This window comes from Jatrophihabitans sp. (genome assembly GCA_036399055.1).
In the GTDB taxonomy this organism is placed as follows: domain Bacteria; phylum Actinomycetota; class Actinomycetes; order Mycobacteriales; family Jatrophihabitantaceae; genus Jatrophihabitans_A.
Genome location: DASWNX010000040.1, coordinates 53,444 through 74,822 on the forward strand (window position 1 = coordinate 53,444; position 21,379 = coordinate 74,822).

Annotated in this window: 18 protein-coding genes; 7 read left to right on the forward strand and 11 right to left on the reverse strand. The window is 68.9% G+C overall.

Annotated features, from left to right (window positions below):
• Nucleotides 1–27 precede the first annotated feature (27 nt).
• Nucleotides 28–1,038: an aldo/keto reductase family protein gene (locus VGB75_18120; protein HEY0168966.1), complete on the forward strand. Its 1,011-nt coding sequence runs from the start codon at nucleotides 28–30 to the stop codon at nucleotides 1,036–1,038.
• Between the two features lie 90 nt (nucleotides 1,039–1,128).
• Here VGB75_18120 and VGB75_18125 read toward each other — a convergent pair whose 3' ends face one another.
• Entirely contained in the window at nucleotides 1,129–1,737 is a 609-nt protein-coding gene (locus VGB75_18125) for a DUF3043 domain-containing protein (GenBank protein HEY0168967.1), read from the reverse strand.
• A gap of 64 nt (nucleotides 1,738–1,801) precedes the next feature.
• A complete protein-coding gene (nadA, locus tag VGB75_18130; GenBank protein ID HEY0168968.1) occupies nucleotides 1,802–3,088 on the reverse strand; it encodes a quinolinate synthase NadA in 1,287 nt (428 codons plus the stop codon).
• Nucleotides 3,089–3,234: 146 nt separating this feature from the next.
• Between nadA and VGB75_18135 the strand changes: the two genes are divergently transcribed.
• The 3 genes from VGB75_18135 (at nucleotide 3,235) to VGB75_18145 (ending at nucleotide 5,869) form a co-directional block, all read left to right on the forward strand.
• Entirely contained in the window at nucleotides 3,235–4,251 is a 1,017-nt protein-coding gene (locus tag VGB75_18135) for a DoxX family membrane protein (GenBank protein ID HEY0168969.1), read from the forward strand.
• A gap of 155 nt (nucleotides 4,252–4,406) precedes the next feature.
• Nucleotides 4,407–4,796 carry an iron-sulfur cluster assembly accessory protein gene (locus VGB75_18140; protein HEY0168970.1) on the forward strand — a complete coding sequence of 130 codons (390 nt, stop codon included), beginning with the start codon at nucleotides 4,407–4,409 and terminating at the stop codon, nucleotides 4,794–4,796.
• A 98-nt stretch (nucleotides 4,797–4,894) separates the two neighbouring features.
• On the forward strand, nucleotides 4,895–5,869 hold the full coding sequence (locus tag VGB75_18145) for a carbohydrate kinase family protein (GenBank protein HEY0168971.1): 975 nt from the start codon (nucleotides 4,895–4,897) through the stop codon (nucleotides 5,867–5,869).
• Between the two features lie 28 nt (nucleotides 5,870–5,897).
• Here the strand turns inward: VGB75_18145 and VGB75_18150 are convergent, their stop codons facing one another.
• The 5 genes from VGB75_18150 to VGB75_18170 form a co-directional block, all read right to left on the reverse strand.
• A complete protein-coding gene (locus VGB75_18150) occupies nucleotides 5,898–8,096 on the reverse strand; it encodes a DEAD/DEAH box helicase (GenBank protein HEY0168972.1) in 2,199 nt (732 codons plus the stop codon).
• A 437-nt stretch (nucleotides 8,097–8,533) separates the two neighbouring features.
• Complete coding sequence (locus VGB75_18155; GenBank protein ID HEY0168973.1) at nucleotides 8,534–9,028, reverse strand: type II toxin-antitoxin system PemK/MazF family toxin; 495 nt, start codon at nucleotides 9,026–9,028, stop codon at nucleotides 8,534–8,536.
• Nucleotides 9,028–10,938, reverse strand: a complete 1,911-nt coding sequence (gene asnB / locus VGB75_18160) for an asparagine synthase (glutamine-hydrolyzing) (protein ID HEY0168974.1) — start codon at nucleotides 10,936–10,938, stop codon at nucleotides 9,028–9,030. Before asnB ends, VGB75_18155 begins: the two co-directional genes overlap by 1 nt.
• 2 nt (nucleotides 10,939–10,940) lie before the next feature.
• Nucleotides 10,941–11,498 (reverse strand): dTDP-4-dehydrorhamnose 3,5-epimerase, encoded by a 558-nt coding sequence (gene rfbC / locus VGB75_18165; GenBank protein HEY0168975.1) that lies wholly within the window; start codon nucleotides 11,496–11,498, stop codon nucleotides 10,941–10,943.
• Between the two features lie 28 nt (nucleotides 11,499–11,526).
• Nucleotides 11,527–13,038, reverse strand: a complete 1,512-nt coding sequence (locus VGB75_18170; GenBank protein HEY0168976.1) for an aminotransferase class V-fold PLP-dependent enzyme — start codon at nucleotides 13,036–13,038, stop codon at nucleotides 11,527–11,529.
• 211 nt (nucleotides 13,039–13,249) lie between these two features.
• On the opposite strand from VGB75_18170, the gene coxB reads away from it, so the two are divergent.
• Nucleotides 13,250–14,152, forward strand: coding sequence for a cytochrome c oxidase subunit II (gene coxB, locus VGB75_18175; protein HEY0168977.1), 903 nt, complete (start codon nucleotides 13,250–13,252; stop codon nucleotides 14,150–14,152).
• A 14-nt stretch (nucleotides 14,153–14,166) separates the two neighbouring features.
• The gene (locus VGB75_18180) at nucleotides 14,167–14,589 is read left to right on the forward strand and encodes a cytochrome c oxidase subunit 4 (GenBank protein ID HEY0168978.1); all 423 of its coding nucleotides are present in this window, start codon (nucleotides 14,167–14,169) and stop codon (nucleotides 14,587–14,589) included.
• A gap of 60 nt (nucleotides 14,590–14,649) precedes the next feature.
• Here the strand turns inward: VGB75_18180 and VGB75_18185 are convergent, their stop codons facing one another.
• On the reverse strand, nucleotides 14,650–16,296 hold the full coding sequence (locus VGB75_18185; protein ID HEY0168979.1) for an SIR2 family protein: 1,647 nt from the start codon (nucleotides 16,294–16,296) through the stop codon (nucleotides 14,650–14,652).
• 591 nt (nucleotides 16,297–16,887) lie between these two features.
• Between VGB75_18185 and VGB75_18190 the strand changes: the two genes are divergently transcribed.
• Nucleotides 16,888–17,568: a hypothetical protein gene (locus VGB75_18190; protein HEY0168980.1), complete on the forward strand. Its 681-nt coding sequence runs from the start codon at nucleotides 16,888–16,890 to the stop codon at nucleotides 17,566–17,568.
• 157 nt (nucleotides 17,569–17,725) lie between these two features.
• On the opposite strand, the gene VGB75_18195 is transcribed toward VGB75_18190, so the two are convergent.
• The 3 genes from VGB75_18195 to VGB75_18205 are packed head-to-tail and all read right to left on the reverse strand — an operon-like array spanning nucleotide 17,726 to nucleotide 21,335.
• Nucleotides 17,726–19,384 carry a ubiquinol-cytochrome c reductase cytochrome b subunit gene (locus VGB75_18195; GenBank protein HEY0168981.1) on the reverse strand — a complete coding sequence of 553 codons (1,659 nt, stop codon included), beginning with the start codon at nucleotides 19,382–19,384 and terminating at the stop codon, nucleotides 17,726–17,728.
• Entirely contained in the window at nucleotides 19,381–20,457 is a 1,077-nt protein-coding gene (locus tag VGB75_18200; GenBank protein ID HEY0168982.1) for a Rieske 2Fe-2S domain-containing protein, read from the reverse strand. Before VGB75_18200 ends, VGB75_18195 begins: the two co-directional genes overlap by 4 nt.
• Nucleotides 20,454–21,335, reverse strand: coding sequence for a cytochrome c (locus tag VGB75_18205; GenBank protein HEY0168983.1), 882 nt, complete (start codon nucleotides 21,333–21,335; stop codon nucleotides 20,454–20,456). The genes VGB75_18200 and VGB75_18205 overlap by 4 nt, the downstream gene beginning before the upstream one ends.
• Nucleotides 21,336–21,379 lie beyond the last annotated feature (44 nt).

Below are 21,379 nucleotides of genomic sequence, written 5' to 3' on the forward strand. Positions count from 1 at the left end.
CAGGATTTTCGGCTTAGGCTCGAATGCATGGAATTTCGATACCTCGGAAGCAGCGGACTCAAGATCTCGACCGTCACCTACGGCAACTGGCTGACCCACGGCTCCCAAGTCGAGAACGACGTGGCGAAGCAGTGCGTCCAGGCCGCTCTGGACTGCGGAATCACCACCTTCGACACCGCCGACGTCTACGCCAACACCAAGGCCGAGACGGTGCTGGGAGAGGCGCTCAAGGGCGAACGCCGCCAGTCACTGGAAATCTTCACCAAGGTGTACTGGCCGACCGGACCCGCCGGGCCGAATGACTGCGGCCTGTCCCGCAAGCACATCATGGAGTCCATCGACGGCTCGTTGAGCCGGCTGCAGACCGACTATGTCGACCTGTACCAGGCGCACCGCTATGACCCCGACACCCCGCTGGAAGAGACCATGCAGGCCTTCGCCGACGTGGTCCGGGCGGGCAAGGCGCTCTACATCGGCGTCAGTGAGTGGACGGCCGAGCAGCTGCGGGCCGGTCACGCGCTGGCCCGCGAGCTCGGCATCGGCTTGATCTCCAGCCAGCCGCAGTACTCGATGCTGTGGCGGGTGATCGAGGACGAGGTGATCCCGGCCTCCCGGGAGCTGGGTGTCGGCCAGATCGTCTGGTCCCCGATCGCCCAGGGCGTGCTGAGCGGCAAGTACCTGCCGGGACAGCAGCCGCCGGCTGGCTCACGGGCCACCGACGCCAAGGGCGGCGCGGACATGGTCCAGCGGTTCCTCAACGACGACGTGCTGAGCCGGGTGCAGGCGCTCAAGCCGATCGCCGAGGAGTTGGAGCTGACGATGGCTCAGCTGGCGGTGGCCTGGGTGCTGCAGAACGACAACGTCTCGGCTGCCCTGGTGGGCGCCTCCCGACCGGAACAGGTGCAGGAGAACGTCAAGGCCGCCGGAGTCAGGATCGCTGACGAGGCGATGAAGCGCATTGACCAGGCACTGGGCGACGTGGTCGTGCGTGACCCGGCCAAGACCGCTGAGAACGCCCCGGCCCGCCGGCCCAGCTGAGGCGCCGCGACGGGCCGGGCGAGGCACCCCCGGCCAGTCGCGTGCTCAGCTCCTTAGCTCGGTCCTGGCTGGGTACCGAAGCTCGGCGGCTCAGATCTCGTCGCCCAGCTCGACCCGGGGCAGCGGGCGTCGCCAGCTACGCCGGAAGTAGGCGCGGCTGCCGGCGTAGAAGCCCAGCGAGACCGCCGACTCCCTGCTCTGCAGGCCGCGGGCCACGGCCAGCTTGCGGATCTTGGAGCCGGTGTAGATCCACTCGGCCAGCAGCAGGCCGAACAGCCCCAGGGTCATGATCTGCAGCGAGGGGATCGCGTAGCCGACCAGCATCAGCGGGAACAGCAGCAGTAGGTAGTTCGAGGCCATCCGGTGAGAGTCGACGTAGTCCCGGGCCAGGGCGCGGACCGGGCCCTGGTCGCGGCGGGGCAGCACCCGCGGGTCGCCGGCCTTGACCGCCTCGCGGTACTCGCCGGGGGTCAGCTTCTTCTGGCCGGCGACCTTGGCCTTGCTGCCCTGCTGCTTCTGCCAGGCGGCGGCTTCCTTGCGGGTCTTGGGCGCCGGTGGCGGCGGGATGGAGTTCGTCCGGCGCTTGGGGGTCGGGCGTCCCTTGGGCGCGCGCGCCGAGGCGGGACCGGGTTCGGGCTCTGGCGTGGTCGAAGTTTCGACCGCGGTCTCGGCGGCGGCTTTGCGGCGGATCAGGTTCACGGCGAGCTCTCTGTCGGGGCTGGTTCGGACGTGGTGGGGATCCGATGGGTCAGGTGGTGGCGGGTCAGATTGTGGCGGGGTCAGGCGCGGTGGCTGGTGGCAGCTCGGGCAGTGCCAGCATCCGGTCCAGCGCGAGCCGGGCTTTGGCGGCCACCGTCGGCTCGACGGTGATCTGGTTGACCACCTCGCCGCGCACCAGCGACTCCAGGGTGCGCACCAGGTGCGGCAGGTCGATCCGGTTCATGGTGGCGCAGTAACAGACGGTGGACTCCAGGAAGGTGATCACCTTGTCCGGATGCGCCTCGGCCAGCCGGCGCACCAGGTTCAGCTCGGTGCCGATGGCCCATGCCGAACCGGCCGGCGCCGCCTCGATGGTCTTGATGATGTACTCGGTCGAACCGACCAGGTCGGCTGCGCTGACCACCTCGTAGGTGCACTCGGGATGCACCAGCACCCGCACGCCGGGCACCCGCTCACGCACGTTGGCGACCTGCTCGGCGGTGAACCGGCCGTGCACCGAGCAGTGCCCGCGCCACAGGATCATCCGGGCCTGGCGCAGCTCCTCGACGGTGAGCCCGCCGTTGGGCTTGAAGGGGTTGTAGACCACGCAGTCATCCAGGCTCAGCCCCAGCTCGCGCACCGCGGTGTTGCGTCCCAGGTGCTGGTCGGGCAGGAAGAGCACCTTTCCTTGGCCGTCCTGATGCTGGTCGAAGGCCCAGCGCAACGCCCGCCGGGCGTTGGAGGAGGTGCAGACCAGGCCGCCGTGCTCGCCGGTGAAGGCTTTGATCGCGGCCGAGGAGTTCATGTAGGTGACCGGGACGGTCTGCTCGGCGATGCCGGCGTCGCTCAGGGCGTCCCAGCAGTCGAGCACCTGGAAGTCGCGCGCCATGTCGGCCATCGAGCAGCCGGCGGCCAGGTCGGGCAGCAGCACCCGCTGGTTCTGGCCCGTGAGGATGTCGGCCGACTCGGCCATGAAGTGCACTCCGCAGAACACGATGTAGTCGGCCTCGGGCCGGGCTGCGGCGTCCCGAGCGAGCTTGAAGGAGTCACCTGTCACATCGGCGAACTGGATGACCTCGTCGCGCTGGTAGTGGTGGCCCAGGACGAAGACCTTCTCGCCCAGCGCCGCCTTGGCTGCCCTGGCCCGTTCGACGAGAGTCGGATCTGAGGCCGCGGGCAGCTCACCCGGGCAGTCCACCCCGCGCTCGGAGTCGGGATCGCTGCCCTGGCCGAGCAGCAGCAGGGCCCGCGCCGAGGAGCCGGCCGGGCCAGTGAGAACGTCGGTAACGTGTGTTGAACCGCCCGCACCGACTGCTGCGTATGCATTCTTGTACCCATCAACGCTGGTCACAGCTGACAGTCTGCCTGCTGAGCGCCGATCCGTCGGCATGAGGATCAGCACAGGCGGGGCGTGGCAGCTGGTCCGGCCGGGCTCGGGCAACGGCGTCGAACCTGTCGCCGGCCGCGCCAGGCCGCCAACCCGAAGGCAGGGACGAGATGCGCAAAGCTCGAACGCGGCTGGCCGACGAGCCGGCCGCCCGCCCCGAACCAGCTGTCCGCGACCCCCGCCGAATCAGGGCCAACGGTTGGCCGGTGCTGCCGTTACGGCTCTTTCTGGCCGCCCTGTTCTGCTTCGCCGGCTACGCCAAGCTCACCTATCCCGACTTCTTCGAGCCGGACTCGCGCAACGGCTTCAAGTCCACGGTGGACGCGGCCAGCGAGGGCGACTCCCCGCTGGCCGGCATGCTCGGCCCGTTGGTCGACCATCCGTCGCTGTTCGGCCATATCACCGCCTATGCCGAGATCGCCATCGGGCTGGGTCTGCTGGTCGGCCTGTTGACCCGGTTCGCGGCGTTGGGCGGCATGATCCTGACGACCCTGATCCTGCTGAGCATCGACTGGAACGGCGTCAAGGAGTACACCGGCTCCAGCGGCTGGTTCACCGCCGTCGACCTGGCGGTCGCAGCCGCGCTGTCGATCTTCCTGCTGGGCGGCCCGGGGCCCCTGGCCCTGGACAACCTGTTCATCCGAGCCCGCGAGCGGCAACGGGCCCGCGACGACGACGAGCCGGGTTTCCGGGATTCCGACCTCGATGAGTCCCGTCGCCGGCTGCAGGGCGAGCCGGCGCCGGCTCACGACGCGGCGGGCGCCACCGCGCAGCTGCCGGTGGCCGGCGGCGCCTACCGTGGCGGCGCCGATCGCGACGACCACGACCACCCCGATCGCGAGCGTGAGCGCCTGGAGCGCGAGCGCTCGGACCGGGAGCGCTCGGACCGGGAGCGCTCGGACCGGGAGCGGGACCACCCCGATCGCGGCGCGAGCAGCTACCGCCCCGAGGACCGCGGCGGCGCCGGCTACCGCCCGGCGGATCGCGGCGAGGCCGGCTACCGCGCCGGAGGGCAGGACGAGGAGTACCGCGACGACCCCGAGCCCGACTCCTTGTGGACCGAGGGCCGGCGCGGTGCGGACCAGCCCCGACGCGACGCCGAGACTCCCGGTCAGACCGATCGCTAGCTTCGCCACGCCGGCCGGCTCGCGGTATCATGAGATATCCGGCGGACCGCGCCGTACTATCGCACTAGCTGCCTGCGCGTGAGCTTGGCCTGGGCAGCACGTACTGCTGAGACGACTGCTGAGCCTCGCGCTCACAGCAACTGTTTGGGGACCACATGACTGCCACTGAGATTTCTATCACCACTGCGGACACCGCCGTCGGGGCTCCCGTCGTGCTGTCGGAGGCTGCGGCTCTGAAGGTCCGCGAATTGCTGGACGGCGAAGGCCGCGACGACCTGCGCCTGCGCGTCGCCGTGCAGCCCGGCGGTTGCGCCGGCATGCAGTACCAGCTCTTCTTCGACGAGCGCTCCCTCGACGGCGACGTCGCCATCGACCAGCCCATCCAGGGCGCGGGCACGGTTCCGCTGGTGGTCGACCGGGCGAGCGTGCCGCTGCTCGCCGGCGCCACCATCACCTACACCGACACCATCGAGAAGCAGGGTTTCGAGATCGACAACCCGAACGCCGGCGGCGGTTGCGCCTGCGGTAACTCCTTCTGCGGCTAGTCTTCACTCCACAACAACTCCGGACGGGCGTCCTTCGCACTCGCTGCACCCAGCAAGTGCCCGGGACGCCCGTTCTTCGCTGACAGGTGGCTGAATCCGTGCCCGTTCTCCTCTCCGGCTCCATCGCGACCGATCATCTGATGCACTTTCCGGGTCGGTTCGCCGAGCAGTTGCTGGCCGACCAGCTGCACCAGGTGTCGCTGAGCTTCCTGGTCGATGACCTGGTGGTCCGGCGTGGTGGCGTGGCCGCCAACATCGCCTACGGCATGGGGCAGCTCGGGGAGCGGCCGGTGCTGGTCGGGGCGGTCGGCCAGGACTTCACTGACTACCGGTCCTGGCTTGAGCGCAACGGGGTGGACTGTGACTCGGTGTACGTCTCCGAGGCGCACCACACCGCCCGGTTCGTCTGCACCACCGATGAGGACATGTGCCAGATCGCCTCGTTCTACGCCGGGGCGATGAGCGAGGCGCGCAACATCGAACTGCGTCCGGCGGTCGAGCGCACCGGGGCCGAGTTGATCGTGATCAGCGCCGATGACCCGCAGGGGATGGTCCGGCACTCGGTCGAGGCCCGCGAGCGGGGCTACCGCTTCGCCGCCGACCCGTCCCAGCAGATCGCCAGGATGAGCGGCGAGGACCTTCGCTCGCTGGTCGAGGGCGCGGAGTTGCTGTTCACCAACGACTACGAGAAGAGCCTGCTGGAGTCCAAGACCGGCTGGAGCGAGGCCGAGGTGCTGGCCCAGGTCGGCGTCCAGGTGACCACTCACGGCAAGAACGGCGCCGACATCTACGGCCGCGACCTGGAGCGGGTGCACGTCCCGGTCGCCAAGGAGCGGGCCAAGATCGACCCGACCGGCGTCGGCGACGGCTTCCGGGCCGGCTTGCTGACCGGGCGCACCTGGGGTCTGTCGTGGGAGCGTTCGGCTCAGGTGGGCAGCCTGCTCGCAACCCTGGTGCTGGAGACCGTCGGCACCCAGGAGTACGTGGTCAAGGCGCACGAGTTCGCCGAGCGGCTCGCCGAGTCCTACGGCGACGACGCGGCCGCCGAAGTGCTGCCGCTGCTCACCCGCTGAGGGCTCCCCGGCCCTGGCAGCGCCTGGGTCAGTGGCTGCCCTGTGAGACTGCCCGATCCAGCGACGTCGCAGACAACGCGTCTGTCAACAATGCGACCAGCGCCTCGTGCTGCACGTCGGCCGATGACCACACCTGCTCATCGGAGCCGTCCAGCGCTCTGGCGGCGAGTCCCGCCTTGCTGTCGATCAACTCAGCGATCCTGCTGTCGATCGTCTGCGCGGCGATGATGCGCCAGGCGGTGACGGGTTCGGTCTGACCGATCCGGTGGCTGCGGTCGATGGCCTGAGTCTGCTCGGCGTCGGTCCAGGACAGCTCGGCCAGCACGATGTTGGAGGCGACCTGCAGATTGAGGCCCACCCCGGCCGCCGTCAGGGAGCACACCGCGATGGCGACCTCCGGGTCGTTGACGAAGGCGTCGATGTTCTTCTGCCGTGACACCGGCGTCTGGTCGCCTCGGATCGAGGCGTAGCGGATGCCCTGCCTGGCGAAGACCTCCTCCGCGACGTCCATGACGTCTATGTGCTTGGCGAAGAAGACCACTTTGCCGGCGCTGCGCGCGAGCTGCGCGGCGTAGTCGGCGGCGAGGCCGGCCTTGGCCTGGCCGATGCGTCGCATCATGCTGAACACGTTCTCGCCGGTCTTGGTCGTGCTCGCGTCCTTCTGCTCCCACGTCGCCACCTTGCGCACGAGGTCGTGGTCGATGCCACCGGTGTCGAGACCGGACCGGCGGTTGGCCAGCGCGGTCTCGTACCGCGCCACCATGCGGCGAGCGAGCTCGCGCTCGGCCGCCCGGATCGAACGGCCGGCCTTCTCGTCGAGCTCGACGGGCAGGTCAGCGGTGCGCCGGGCGGGGATGTCGGCAGCCACATCGACTTTGCGGCGACGGACGATGCCGAGGTCGATCACGCACTTGCGGGCGGCGGTGTGAAACCCGGGGTCCGCGGGGGTCAGGCCGGTCTTCTCGAGAGCGTCCATCAGCTCGGCGCGCGGCTCGGCCTCGTCGATCCAGCCGAGGAACTGCCAGATGGCTCGGAAGTCCTCGATGTCGTTGATCAGCGGGGTGCCGGTGAGGGCCATCAGCAAGGGACGCGGCGTGCGGGACTGGATGCGCTTGGAGAGGTCCAGGACGTGTTTCGAGCGTTGTGAGGTCTTGTTCTTGATGAAGTGCGCCTCATCGACGACCATGCCGCGGAACCCGAACTCGCCGAACCATCCCACGTGACGGTCGAGCACCTCGTAGTTGACTACGACGATGTGGGCGAAGCCGTCGACGGTGTCACCGTTGCCGTGCACCACGGTGGCCGAGCGTTTCGGTGTCCACAGGCCGACCTCGCGCACCCAGTTGGTCTTGACGACGCTCGGCACGACCACCAGCAGCGGGTAGGCGTTCGCCGCCTCCGCGGCGAGCAGCGCCTGAGCCGTCTTGCCCAGGCCTGGCTCGTCGGCCAGCAGGAAGGTCCGGTGGCCGGCGGCGGCGGCGGCGACCAGCTGCGCCTGGTGGGGCATCAGCTTCCGGTCGCGCGGCACGCGCAGCGGGCGCGGCTCCGGCAGGGCCATGCACGCCGGGGCTCCGCCGTCAGCGCGTTCAAAGGCGTTGAGGAGCGGGTTGAGCAGCTCCCAGCCGGCCAAGCGGCGTGAACCGACAGTGCTCGGCCGGGCGGAGGAGAAGTCGGGGGCCAGGAACGGGTTGGCCAACTGCCGAGAGACGACCGACTGGGGCACGACCCGGCGCTCGGCGCCGGCCGGAGCGGCCACGGACTCTGTCGGCGGGGCCTGCTCGGGCGCCGGTTCCAGGCCCACCGCCCGCAGCATGTCCCGCTTGAGCGACCTGGCCGCGTCGGAGACGACGGCATCCTCCGCCAGGAGCGCGAGCAGCCCGGGATCGCGTACGGCAGTCTTCGCCAGGATCGTGGCGATCCCGTCCAGGCGCTTGAGCTGCTCGGCCCGGTGAGCTTGGCTGCTGGTGCGGTCCTGCCGGACCCGGGCGTTCTCCTCGCGCAGAAGCAGTGCCACGACCTGGAACTTCGTGCGGACCTGGGGCGTCACGCGCCGACGCTCGACAGTCGCTTCCACCTCACGGACGGCGCGGGCCAGCACCGAGATGACGTCCTCAGGGGCGGAGGCGGGGGCGCGTCGCTGCTTGCGCGAAGCGGTCCGGCGACCGCCCTGGGCGTTTGTCGTGTCGGCGGTGGCGCCGCCCGCCTGACGCCGGCCCTGTCGAGCCACAGACTCCTCCTCTAAACGCCCGGCACGGTGGCCGGGCGAGTGGTCCGCCCGTACTCCCCGCGGTCGGACGATGATGTCTGCGCCAGGAGAGCCGGATGGCTGCTCCGAGACGCCGCTGCCTCACCGGATTCCGCGAGATCGACATCGCGGGACCGGACGGGCCACCCCTGCGGGCGCCCTGACCCGCCGGTTTACGGGCGGGCCCGACAACCCTGGAAGGAGGTCATCGCGAACCGAGCAGCGTCCCTCTTCAGGGACGGTGCAAAGCCATACTAGCGCCGTTCAAGCTGCCCCGTGTTGCGGCGCGAACGGGTTTGAACGGCGGGACGCGCGTGTCAGCAGAGGAACGCCGCGTCAACGCGGCTGACCTGCACGCGGAATCGGCGATAGGGCACGGCGACGTTGCGCGCCGATGATCACTCAAGCGTGCTTGAGCGCTAGTCGCGTCCCAGCGCGGTGAAGGCCCGGCTGACCTGCTCGAACACCGGTCGGCTCAAGGCCGCGCCCTCGCGCCGCACGGACTCGGGCCGCAGCCGCAGCACCCGGTCCAGGCGCACCTCGCTGGGCCGGTTCTGGGAGTCCCAGCCACCCGCGCCGACGTCGAGCCAGTGCCTGCCGTGCCGGGCCTCGGCCGCGTGATCGCGATCGTGGTCCTTGCTGGTGAGCATCAGGCCGAGGAGATAGCCAGAATCCCTGCCGATGATCAGCACCGGGCGGTCCTTGCCCCGGTTGTGGTCCTCCTCGTAGGGCACCCAGGCCCACACCACCTCACCCGGATCGGCCAGGCCGTCCGGATGCGGGTCATAGCTCGGTGTCACCGCGCCGGGAAAGTCACCGGGATAGCCACCCAGGCCGGCCCGGCCCAGCGCCGCCCCGCTGGCAGCCAGCCGCTGATCTTCCTGCCGGCTACGCCGCAGCCAGCGAAAGACCATCAGATCGCCACCGGGTACACCGGCTGCGGGATCTCCGGGCGGATCCGGCCCTCGACGAAGATGCCGTGCCAGATCATGAAGACCAGCAGCGTCCAGATCTTGCGGGAGTAGTCGTGCGGGCCGTCGCGGTGGGCCTCCAACAGCTTCAGCGCCGCCTGGGTGTCGATCAGGTGGCCGGTGCCGGCCGAGCTGATGATCTCGCGGGCCCAGTCATACATCTCATTGCGCAGCCACGGCCGGGTCGGCACCGGAAACCCCAGCTTGGGCCGGTTCAGCACGTGCGCCGGGACGATGTCGGCCAGCGCCCGCCGCAGCGCGTACTTGGTGGTCTCGGGGGTGATCTTCTGCTCCACCGGAATCGCCGAGGCCACCCGGAACACCTCGGTGTCCAGGAACGGCACCCGCAGCTCCAGGGAGTTGGCCATCGTCATCTTGTCGGCCTTGACCAGGATGTCACCGCGCAGCCAGGTGAACAGGTCGATGTACTGCATCCGGGTGGAGTCGTCCAGGTGCGTGGTGGCCGCGTAGTGGGGCGCGGTGACGTCGGTGTAGTTGACCTGGGGGGAGTAGGTCCGCAGCAGGTCCTGCATCTCATCGGGCCGGAAGATCCGGGCGTTGCCGTAGTAGCGCTCCTCGATGCCGATCGAGGCCCGGCGCAGCAGGTCCTTGCCGCGCATCCCCTCCGGCAGCCGGGTCGACAGCAGGCCGAGCAGCCGCTTAACGGGGTCGGGGGCGGCGGTGAGGCGCCGCAGCGAGATCGGCTCGCGGTAGATGGTGTAGCCGCCGAACAGCTCGTCGGCGCCCTCGCCGGACAGCACCACCTTGACGTGCTTGCGGGCCTCGCGGGCGATGAAGTACAGCGGCACCAGCGCCGGATCGGCCACCGGGTCGTCGAGGTACCAGACGATCAGCGGCAGGGTGTCCATCATCTCCTGGGCGGTGACCACCTTGGTGATGTGCTCGACCCCGATCGCGGCGGCCGACTCAGCGGCCACGTCGATCTCGGAGAAGCCGGACCGCTCGAAGCCGGTGGTGAAGGTGAGCAGCTTGGGGTTGTGCTCGCGGGCCAGCGCGGCGATCGCGGTGGAGTCGATGCCGCCGGACAGGAACGAGCCCACCGTGAAGTCCGAGCGCAGGTGCTTGGCGACCGAGTCACGCAGCGCGTCGGCGATCTCGCGGTAGAGCTTGTCCGGCTCGGGAACCGGGCGGATGGGGAAGTCCGGCGTGAAGTACCGCTTGGTCTCGATCGTCCCGCCGGGACGCAGCGTGAAGCTGGTGCCCGAGTCGATCCGGGTGATCCGGCGGTGCATGGAGGCGGGCTCGGGGACGTACTGCAGCGTCAGGTAGTGCTGCAGCGCCTCGGTGTCGACCTGCTCGGCCACCTCGTCGGGGGCGACCGACAGCAGCGCCTTCTTCTCGGAGGCGAAGAACGAGCCCCGCTCGTCGGTGTAGGTGTAGAGCGGCTTGATGCCGAACCAGTCGCGGGCGCCGAACACCACCCGCTCGTGGCTGTCCCAGATCAGGAAGGAGAACATCCCGCGCAGCTCGGAGACGATCTGCTCGCCCAGGTAGTGATAGCCGGCGACGATCGCCTCGCCGTCGCCCTCGGTCTGGAACTGCGCGCCGAACTCGGTGCTCAGGCGCTCACGCAGCTCGAGGTAGTTGTAGATCTCGCCGTTGAAGATCAGGTGGTAGCGCTCGGCCAGGTAGGGCAGCGGCTGGTGGCTGTGCTCCCAGTCGATCAGCGACAGCCGGCGAAAGCCGATCACCGCCTCGTCGTCGAACCAGGTGCCGGCGTCGTCCGGACCCCGGTGGCGCATCTGGACCAGCGAGGCCTCGATCGCCTCCCGGGTCTGCTCCAGTTGGTCAGGCCCGGCCGGCGCGGCCAGGTAACCGATCAACCCGCACATCTCTACTCGCTTCCTGTCTGCTCGCTGAACTTGGCCGCGGCCACGTCCTTGGCCGAGATCTGGGCCGGGTCGCCGGCCTGCACCGGGATCGGCCAGTCGAGCCCCAGGCCTTCATCCAGCGGCGAGAAGGCGGTTCCGGGCATTCCCGGGTACCACTCGTCGGTGAAGCAGTACAGGTACTGGCTGCCCTCGCGGCTCACCGACTGGAACCCGTTGCAGACGCCGGGAGGCACCAGCACCTGGGTGCCGGCGGTCAGCTCGAGGGTCACCAGCTTGCCGTAGCTGGCCGAGTCCGGACGGGCGTCGAGGTAGGCCCCGAACGCCGCGCCCGCGACGCAGCCCACCAGCTTGGTGGTGGACTCGCCGTGCAGGCCCCGGACCGCGCCGTAGCCGGACTGGGTGACGTTGATCTGGCGCAGGGCCCCGAAGTCGCCCAACGCCGAGGCCCGGAAGAACTCACGGACCGTGCCGCGCTCGTCGCTGACCTGCTTGAGGGTGATGATCTGCAGACCCTCGATGCTCGTCTGGCTGCTCTGCATGTCGGTGATCTGCATGCTCATGGCGTCGATCCTCGCATGGTCGCCGCGCTCATCGCAGTCGGCGCACCCGGTAGGCAGTCGCTCCGTCGGCCATCGAAGTCTCCTCGACAAGCTGCTGGCCGCGCATCCGGCACCAGGCCGCGAGGTCACTGGCCGCAGCCGGGTCATCGGCCAGCACGGTCACCTCCGAGCCGATCCCGATGCCGGGCAGCGCCCGGGCCAGGTCCAGGACCGGCAGCGGGCAGCGCCGGCCGCGGCTGTCCAGAACGCCGCCCGCGGGGCCGTCCGAAGTCGATCCGCCAGCCGCTGCGGCGACGACCGATCCGCCAGCCGCTGCGGCGGTCGCTTCCTCCGAGCCGGCGGCGTTCGGACCCGTGGCGCCCGGCTGCGGGCCCGGCCGCACGCCCGGTGAGCCGGGCGCCTGCGCGCGGACGGCGGCCACCGCCTCGGGCAGCACCGCCAGGAACCGCTCGACGTCTGCCTGCTGAACTCCCGGGTGCAGCGAGATCCTGATGTTGCCCGAGGTCAGCGCGCCCATGGCGACCAGCACATGGGACGGCGTCAGCGTGTCCGAGGTGCACGATGACCCCGACGACACCGCGAAACCGCGCCGGTCCAGCTCGGTGAGCAGGGCCTCACCGTCGAGGTACAGGCACGAGAAGGTGACCAGGTGCGGCAGCCGGCCGGCCGGGTCCTCATCGCCCAGCACGAGCGCGTCGGCGACGCTCAGCGGCACCTGCCGCCGGATCCGCTCGGTCAGCTCGCCCAGCCGGCGGCCCTGCGCCGCCCGGTCGGCCCGGGTCGCGCGCAGGCTGGCCACCGCGGCCACGATCGCCGGCACGTTCGGCGCTCCGGCGGCCCGGCCGGACTCGGCCTCGTCCACCGGGAAGGGCGGGCGCCACCGGGCGCCTTGGCGGACGACCAGCAGCCCCACGCCGGCCGGGCCGCCCCACAGCCGGGCGTCGGCGGTGAAGACCGGCGCGGCGGCCGGCGGCTGGCCGTAGACCAGCTCGTGGCCGGCGTCGACCACCAGCGGCACGCCGAGCTCGGCCAGCCGCTGGGCGGCCTCGGCGACCGGCTGCCGGGTGCCGACCTCGTGGTTGGCGGCCTGCAGCACCGCGGTGGCCACCCGCGGCTGGCCGGCCAGCTCCAGGAACTCGGCAAGCCTCACCCGGCCGGTCGCGTCGACGCCGGCCACCCGCACCTCGCCGCCGTGCTGGCGGTGCCAGTCCGCGGCCCGGAAAACCGCTGAGTGCTCGACCGCCGAATGCAGCAGCACGTCACCGGCCCGCCGCCGACCGGTCAGGCTGCCCAGCACGCCGTGCTGCAGGGCGTGCACGCCCGAGGGCAGAAAACTCAACTCGTCCGGCCGCACCCCGAGCTCGGCGGCAGCGGCCTGCCGGGCGGCGTCGAGCAGGACCGCGCTACGGCGTCCCGCGCCGGTCAGCCGGGACGGATCGGCCCAGCCGTCCTGCCAGGCCGCCTGCATCGCCTCGGCAGCCACCGGGTGCAGGGGCAGGCCGGCGGCGGCGTCGAGGTAGCCCGAGCCCGGCTGGTTCATGCTGTGCAACGCTAGTACCGCCTCGCCGTGCCGGCCTCTGGCGCACCCCTCACCGCTGTTGTGCTGTGTTCTCGGATAGGCTCCAAGCGGCGGGATTGCTCGAGGCGGAAATGGCCTCGACCCAGCCGGACGAGGAAGGGCGGTTTCGCCAGTGCAGCGCAGTCTCCGGTCCCGGATCTCTCGGCTCGGTCTGCTCGCGGGATCTGCCGTGATGCTGACCGGTTGCACCGTCCAAGACGTTGAGGACAAGCTTCGGTTCGGCTGGCCCAGCGGTGTCACCAATCAGGCCGACCGGATGCGCACCCTGTGGACCTGGTCCTCGGTCGCGGCGCTGGTGGTCGGCGCGATCGTCTGGGCCCTGATCTTCTGGTGCTGCTGGCGTTACCGCAAGACCGACGACCTGCTGCCCACCCAGACCAAGTACCACCTGCCGATCGAGATCGCCTACTCGATCGCGCCCTTCGTGATCATCGCCGTGCTGTTCTACTTCACCGCGATCACCGAGGACTACGTCGACACGTTGACGCCGAATCCGGACACCGTCGTGCAAGTCAACGCGTTCAAGTGGAACTGGCAGTTCGACTACAAGTCGAACACGGTCAACGGCGTCTCGCAGGAGACGAACTACCCCGAGGGCGACCCGGCCGCCGGCACGTCGATCTCGACGGTCGGCAGCGCGGACGAGATCCCGGTGCTGGTGGTGCCGGTCGCCAAGCGGGTCCGGGTGATCGAGGTCAGCAAGGACGTCATCCACTCCTTCTGGGTGCCGGACTTCCTGTTCAAGCGCGACGTCATCCCGATGCCCAAGCCCAACGAGTTCGAGTTCACCGCCACCCAGACCGGGCACTACGTCGGCCGCTGCGCCGAGCTGTGCGGCACCTACCACTCGCAGATGAACTTCGAGGTGCGGGTGGTCACCGCCGAGAACTTCGCCAAGTACCTCACGAACCTGGCCGCCATCCCCTCGGGTGACCCGGCTCGCCAGAGCAAGGCGCTGCAGTCCATCGGCGAAGACCCCTGTGCCACCACCACCTACCCGTTCGAGACCGACCGGCTGCACCGGTCGGCGTCTGAGGACCCCGGCGCACAGGCCTGCCGCGTCGGAGCCAGTTAGCAGAGGGCGTAGCCATGAAACTCGAAGCCCGGATCTTTCTCTGGATCGCGTTGTTCTGCTTCGTGGTCACCGGGATCTACGCCGGCTGGACGAACTGGAACGGCGGCGGCGTCGAGGTCGCCGGCACGGTGGCATTGGCGCTGTCTGGTGGCCTGCTCGGCATCAGCGGCTCGTTCTTCTGGTTCGTCTCACGACGCATCGACGCCCGTCCCGAGGACCGTAACGACGCCGAAATCGCCGAAGGCGCCGGTGAGCTCGGCTTCTTCTCACCCGGTAGCTACTGGCCGGTGGCCATCGCCTTCGGCGCCATGCTGACGGCCGTCGGGTTCGCGACGACGCAGTACTGGCTGGTGGGCCTGGGCGTGGTGACCATCCTGTACACCACCGGCGGGTTGCTGTTCGAGTACTACGTGGGCGAGCGCGCGCCGCTGCGCTGAGAGAAGCTCAGCCGAGGCTCATGATGAGCTGATGGCGACGGCAGCTCAGGGACGGGCAGCTCAGGGCGTTAGAAGCCACTGAGCGTCACTACTCTGGTCGCTTACGAGGTCCGCCTGCCGGGCGACGCCGTCCAAGCCCGCGCGGTGGGCGATCTGCGAGGCGGCGTGGCGATGCTCGGCACGCAACCGGAGAGAGTCTGCGGTCGCAGCAAGGCCAGCCAGAGCCCAAGCTTGGAAGAAGGGCCTGGCTGGGCGGCGCCGGCTTACCTGCCCGAAAAGATCAGCCGCTGTCATGGAGCTCGACTCGGGCCAGCGGCGCAATCGTTCGGCGATTTCGAGCTGCACTGACATCGCCTGGGTCGGCGCGAGTTCCTGCTCGCCGTTCTCCAGCGCGTGGGTTAACCGTTGATGGGCATCTGGGTCGCCATCGAGGCGATGCGCAGTCAGACGCAAGATCTGACAAGACAGCGCGCCGCCTGGTGTGTTGTCGGCGGTCAGAAGATCCTCGGCGAGGTTCAGCTCCTGGACGGCCTGCGCCACGTCAAGCTCCTGGACTGCCGCTCTGGCTTGTTGGAAATGCGCCCAACCAAGCCAGCGGACGGATGCTAGAGCATCTATTTGCCCACGCAGTTCGGCAAGCCACCTCAAGAATTGGTCATCCTGTCCTGCCCAGCTGGTGAGGTAGCAGAGCTGGAAAGCCGCGTTGGCAGCCACGTCAGGCTCGCCGGAGCCGCGGGAGATCTCGAAGGCGGCCTGCGCATCGCGAATTCCGTCACGGGCGTTACCCAAGTAGCGCCGTGCTACCGCTCTGGCGTTGAGTGCGCCCGGTTCGCTCAAGTCGCCGTCAAGATGGTCGCGTACCCATTCGTAGTCGTACTCATAGAAGGCATGGAGTGTCGTAGCCACCCGAACGGCGTGACGGGTCACCGTACGAGCTGGTCGGCCTAGCCGATGCGCTTGGGTCAAGGCGTCCAAACCACGCGCAGCCAACGGCGATCTGCGTGAATACAAGCCCTCGCTCAGCATGGCCCTCGCGATGTCCGGCGCCAAACGGGGGTTCGTCCGGGTCAAGGCGCGCCGCAGCTGAGTCCAAGCCTGGTCGTGCTCTCCCAACCGCAGCAGCAAGCGAGCTCGAAACCACTCCCGGCACGGTGGGCGCGGATAACGCAGTTCCGGCTTGCGTTGTCGCGTGGGCTCAGTGGCATGACGCGCGTCGTCCCACGTGAGCCCTCGCTCGGCGAGCAGACGGCGAAAGGCGGGCAGTAGATCGTCGTAGCTAGGGCCGCCCACCAACTCGTTGCCTGGCGCTGCCAGAACCGGGTAGCGGTCGAGTAGTTGTTCACGCTCCCAGTCCGGGCACACCCAGGAAATCGAACGAGCACGATCCATGACCTTCGCCAGCACCGGACGCACATCAAGATCAGCGCCGGCGTAACCGAACATGATCAGATCGCGGCCGTCGATGTCATCCTGCAGCCGTCTGGCCCACGCCGGAGCAAGTGGCCGCACGACTTGTTCGGAGGTGAAGAGGTACCGAGAGGTGGTCACCGAGCCGTGTAGCTTCAACAGCCGATCCTCCACGTGGGGATCATCGGGCCATGACACAACGGATAGATCAGACCCAAGCTCCTGGTAGGCCTTTTCAATCAAGCCGTCCGCGTTGGCCGTCCATACGGTTGCTCCGGCCGCAAGGCTGGCCGCGATCATGCGGTGAGGGGTTGTCGGCGACCCTTCGATGAGAACGCTGGTCAGCCACCGACTGCGCTGAGCCTCAGTGCCGCCTAGACAGCTCAGAAAGACTTCTGGCGCGAGTAACCGAGCACGTGCCACGAGCGTCTCGAGTCGATCAGCTGAAATGAGCTCATCGAGTCCCGCTGCGTCAATCAGGGCATCGCGAAGCTGGGGGAATGTCGGCAGGCCACTCTCACTGGACGCGCCAGCCCCTATGAACAGGGTCAGAGCTGCCTGTGACGCCTGCTCTGGCTTATCCACCTTGTGCTCCCATGGTCATGCCGACTTATGCCTGTCAGTATGCATAGCTATGTCGCGCTAGAGCAGCTCGTGGGATGGAGCCTGCCGACTGCTCAGAAAAGACCCCGGATCTTGTTTCCGCTCGGGTTGCCGAGCTGGTTCATCCGCTTCGGAACCGAGATGCCGGCGTAGGCCATCGAACACGGGGTGCTGAGGGCCCGTTCGCCCCTCACGGCCCGGGTTGTCGTTGCATAATCAACTGCTATGAAGGATTCTGGCCCCGCTGTCACTATTCGACGGCATTGGGGCGCTTTCCGCACTCCATGGGTGGTCCGCAAACTTCGCAGATCTGCCGACACCCGCGGACGGCTGCCCGAGGCCTACACCTACAACGGTTCAAGCGCCGATGCCGACAGGTGGGTCAAGGCGTTGGCCGCCGAGACCGGAGACTTCGCCCACCGGCCGATCGGCTTGGCCTCGACCACACCCCGACGGGCCCGCAGGCGTTCCGACACCATCGACGACGCCATCGACGCCGCCACCGCCACCGACGCCGCCATCGACGCCGCCACTGCCACCGACGCCGCCATCGACGCCGCCACTGCCACCGACGCGACCGTCGGCGCGACCAGCCGTGTAAACGGCGGTGGCGGTGGCCGTGGCGGCCGTGGCAGCGGCGGTGACCATGGTGGCAGCGGCGGTGGCCATGGTGGCGGCGGCCGTGGCGGTGGTGATTGGTTGGACGGGCCGGATGAATTCGGGCTCATCATCCTCGCCGTCATCGCGCTTCTCGTCGTCGTCGTGATCGCGGCGCCGCTGGGGCTCATCGCGATCGAGATCGTGCTGACCCTGGGCCTCGCCGCGGTCGGCATCGTCTTACGGCTGGCGAACATCAAACCGTGGACCGTCCTGGTGCTGCGCGACCGGACTGTCGTCGCCGCCGTCGCGGTCAAGGGATGGCGATCAAGCCGATCCGTCATCACGGCGCTGCGCCAGCACACAGCCTGAACTCGGGACCCCGCGCGGCCGGGCGAAGCTGCCAGCTGAACCTCACGCTCGCAAGGAGGCTGCCCCGAGATAAACGGCAGCGGCGCCCCTGCCTGAGCAGGGGCGCCGCTGTCAAACGCTCAGCCGGTCCGAAACGGACGGCCGGTTTTATGCTGGGTCAGTCGGTCAACTCGCGCTCGCGGTGCGGGTCGCGTTCCTCGGCCGCGGCGAGGGCGTCGAGCTCTGCCTGGATGTCGGTCTCCTCGCGAACCGGGTAGAAGAAGCCCCGGATCTTGTTTCCGCGCGGGTTGCCGAGCTGGTTCATCCGCTTGGGAACCGGGATGCCGGCGTAGCCGAGCTGACCGTGGCCGTGGTCGTCCACTGGGCCGAGTGGCTGGTGAATCTCGATGAACTCGCCGTTGGGCAGCAGCTTGATGATGCCCGTCTCGATACCGTGCTCGAGCACCTCACGGTCATGCCGTTGCAGCCCGAGGCAGATCTTGTAGGCCACCGCGTAGGCCAGCGGGGGTAGCACCAGCACACCGATCCGCCCCGCCCAGGTCATCGCGTTGAGCGAGATGTCGAAGGCCTTGGCGATCAGGTCGTTCCCGCCCGAGACCAGCAGCACCCCATAGAACGTGATGGCCATCGCGCCGAGCCCGGTCCGCGTCGGCACGTCACGTGGACGCTGCAGCAAGTTGTGCGAGGACTTGTCCTTGGTGAACTTCGCTTCCAGGAACGGATAGGCGCCGGCCAGGGTGAACATGATCCCTGGCAACACCAGCGTCGGCCAGAACAGCGGCGGGATCGTGTGGTCGAACAACCTGATCTCCCAGGACGGGAACAACCGGGTCGAGCCGTCGAGGAAACCGATGTACCAGTCAGGCTGGGAGCCCGAGGACACCTGAGCCGGGTTGTAAGGGCCGAATAGCCAGACCGGGTTGATCTGGGCCAGTCCGCCGAGCGCGGCGCAGACGGCGAAGACGATGAAGAAGAAGCCGCCGGCCTTCATGCCGTAGACGGGGTAGACCCGCTCGCCGCTGACGGTGTGCTCGGTCTTGCCGGGGCCGGGGAACTCGGTGTGCTTCTGCTTGACGATCAGGGCCAGGTGAGCGCCGATCAAGGCGGCCAACAGGCCCGGGACTATCAGGACGTGCACGATATAAAGCCGGCCGATGATCACGGTGCCCGGGAACTTGCCGCCGAAGACCAGGAATTCCGCCCAGCTGCCGATGACCGGGATGGACTGCATGATCGCCGCGGCGATCCGCAGGCCGGTGCCCGACAGCAGGTCATCGGGCAGCGAGTACCCGGCGAAACCCTCGACCAGCCCCAGCGTCACCAGGCCCAGTCCGATCAGCCAGTTGAGCTCACGGGGCTTGCGGAACGCGCCGGTGAAGAACACCCGGAACATGTGGATCAGCATCGCGGCCATGAACAGCAGCGCCGACCAGTGGTGGATCTGGCGCATCACCAGCCCGCCGCGGACCTCGAAAGAGATGTCCAGCGTCGAGGCGTAGGCCTGCGACATCTGCACGCCGTTGAGCGGCACGTAGGCGCCGTCGTAGCGCACCTCGGCCATCGAGGCGTCGAAGAAGAACGTCAGGAAGGTGCCCGACAGCAGAAGCACGATGAACGAGTAGAGCGTGATCTCGCCCATCAGGAACGACCAGTGGTCGGGGAAGACCTTGTTCAGCTGCTTGCGCATGCCGCCGGCCACGCCGAGCCGGTCCTCGGCCCAGCGACCGGTCTTGCCCAGCGGGGTCCGCGGCTTGTCGAAGCGCTTGGGCCCCTTGACGGTGGGCGCCTGACTCAGGTTGTCAGGATCAATGCTCATGGCCGCTCCCAAAATGACGGGCCTATCGCTTCAGGGTAATCACCTTTGGCGACGAAGTACTGCCTGCCGTCGACCATTTCGACGTCCAGCGGTAACTTCGGCAAGCTGCGGGTGGCCGGGCCGAACACCGGCTTGGCGTCCTGCAGCACGTCGAACTGCGACTGGTGGCAGGGGCAGAGCAGGCGTCCGGTCTTCTGCTCGTACAGCGACGCCGGGCAGCCGGCGTGCGTGCAGATCTTGGAGAAGGCGACGTAGTCGCCCCAGTGATAGTTCTCCTGGCCCTTGCGCGCCTTGACGGTCTCGCCCGGCTTCAACCGGATCAGCAGGGTGGGCGCGTCGGGGTCCTTGACACCGCCGGGGATGCCGGGGAACACCGTGGCTATGCCGCCGGGCAGCAGGTCGCCGGGACCGACCCGCCGGCCGTCGGCGTACACGATCGGCATGCCCGGCTCGAACGGGGTGTGGAACAGGCTCTGGCCCTCGCCGCGGTTGGGCTTCTTGATCATGGCGCCGACGAGGGCGACCAGCGGTACCAGGCCCAGCGCGCCGCCGGCCAGGCCCAGAGTGGTCTTGAGCATCGAGCGGCGGGCCAGGCCCAGGTCCTGGTAACCCGAGACCAGGGTGCCGGCGACGAGGATCTGCTCGGTCAGGTCAGAGGCGCCGTCGTGCCGATCCTGGACGGCCTCCTCTTCGGGAAGCAGCCACTTGGCCCACAGGATCACCCCGATGCCCACACAGGCCAGCGAGAGCCCTAGCAGGCCGCCGATCAGCGGCGTGAAGAACCGGTAGTTCTGGTTGCCGACGCCGGGTAACTGCCACTCGAAGGGCACCGCGCCGCAGAACACCACGATGAAGGCGACAGCCGCCAGGAAGCCCACCATGAACACGGCGGCGATGGTGCGCTCAGCGCGCTTCTCGGCCTTGGTGCCGGCGATCGGAAAGCGCTCACGGCGGTGGACGATGTAGATGCCGTCGGCCTCGGCGCCGGCGATCATCGCCTCTTCCGGGCTCAGCTGCGCGGCTTCCTCGGCCGAAAGGCTCTCTCCTGGATGAGCCCCGTGGGTGACACTCACAGCCTGGCTCCGATCCACAGGATCGAGACCATCAGCACGCCCAGACCAGCGGTCCAGATGACCAGGCCCTCGGCCACCGGGCCGATTCTGCCGAGGCCGGCGCCGCCCGGGTCCTTGGACTCCTTCATGGCCTGCACGTAACCGATGATCGCGCGCTTCTGCTCAGGGGTGATCTGGTTGTTGGCGAAGACCGGCATGTTCTCCGGGCCCACCTGCATGGCCGTGTAGAGCTGGCGGTCGGTGGAGCGGTAGAGGTCCGGTGCGATCTTGCCGGCCGACAACGGCGCGCCGTGCCCGGTCGCGCCGTGGCAGGAGGCGCAGTTCAACCGGAACAACTCCCCACCCTCGCCCAGCTCCTCCGGGCCGCCCCGCAGGTTGGCGTCGGCGGCCGGCACCTCAGGCCCGCCGCCCTTGGACTGGACGAACGCGCCGAGCTGCAGCGTCTCCTTCTCGTTGAACTTGGGCACCTTGCGAAGCTCCCAGGCGCCCTGCACTGGCGCGGGCATCCGGCCGGTGCTGACCTGGAAGTACACGTCGGCCGAGCCGGTCCCGACGATGGTCGGGCCGCGTCCGGCGATCCCCTCGAGGTTGGCGCCGTGGCAGGTGATGCAGCTGTTGTTGTAGAGCTGGCGGCCGGCCTCGATGTCCGCGCTGGTCATGGTGCTGTCGTCGGCGCCGGAGGACGGCGCGAGCATGGCGTAGCCGCCGCCTACCGCCGTCAGGGCGCCCACCAGCACCGCCAGGCTGGCGGCGCGGCGGCGGAACCCGGCACGGCGGCGCCGCGTCGCGGGCGAGGCTGCGGCCCGGCCGGCGTTGTCCACGACGGCCGGGGTGAAACCGAGGTCGCCGTCCGCGTCGAGGTTCTCCTCGTCGGTCATGGACGTCCTTTCGCTGTTCGGCCGAAGCGCCGAGCGGGTAGATC

Bases quoted from the DNA above. Each gene is read 5' to 3' on its own strand.
- VGB75_18140 (HEY0168970.1), top strand. From the start codon at position 4,407: ATGACTGCCACTGAGATTTCTATCACCACTGCGGACACCGCCGTCGGG.
- VGB75_18120 (HEY0168966.1), top strand. From the start codon at position 28: ATGGAATTTCGATACCTCGGAAGCAGCGGACTCAAGATCTCGACCGTC.
- VGB75_18205 (HEY0168983.1), bottom strand. From the start codon at position 21,335: ATGACCGACGAGGAGAACCTCGACGCGGACGGCGACCTCGGTTTCACC.
- coxB (HEY0168977.1), top strand. From the start codon at position 13,250: ATGCTGACCGGTTGCACCGTCCAAGACGTTGAGGACAAGCTTCGGTTC.
- VGB75_18170 (HEY0168976.1), bottom strand. From the start codon at position 13,038: ATGAACCAGCCGGGCTCGGGCTACCTCGACGCCGCCGCCGGCCTGCCC.
- VGB75_18180 (HEY0168978.1), top strand. From the start codon at position 14,167: ATGAAACTCGAAGCCCGGATCTTTCTCTGGATCGCGTTGTTCTGCTTC.
- VGB75_18185 (HEY0168979.1), bottom strand. From the start codon at position 16,296: ATGATCGCGGCCAGCCTTGCGGCCGGAGCAACCGTATGGACGGCCAAC.
- VGB75_18135 (HEY0168969.1), top strand. From the start codon at position 3,235: ATGCGCAAAGCTCGAACGCGGCTGGCCGACGAGCCGGCCGCCCGCCCC.
- asnB (HEY0168974.1), bottom strand. From the start codon at position 10,938: ATGTGCGGGTTGATCGGTTACCTGGCCGCGCCGGCCGGGCCTGACCAA.
- VGB75_18195 (HEY0168981.1), bottom strand. From the start codon at position 19,384: ATGAGCATTGATCCTGACAACCTGAGTCAGGCGCCCACCGTCAAGGGG.
- rfbC (HEY0168975.1), bottom strand. From the start codon at position 11,498: ATGAGCATGCAGATCACCGACATGCAGAGCAGCCAGACGAGCATCGAG.
- VGB75_18155 (HEY0168973.1), bottom strand. From the start codon at position 9,028: ATGGTCTTTCGCTGGCTGCGGCGTAGCCGGCAGGAAGATCAGCGGCTG.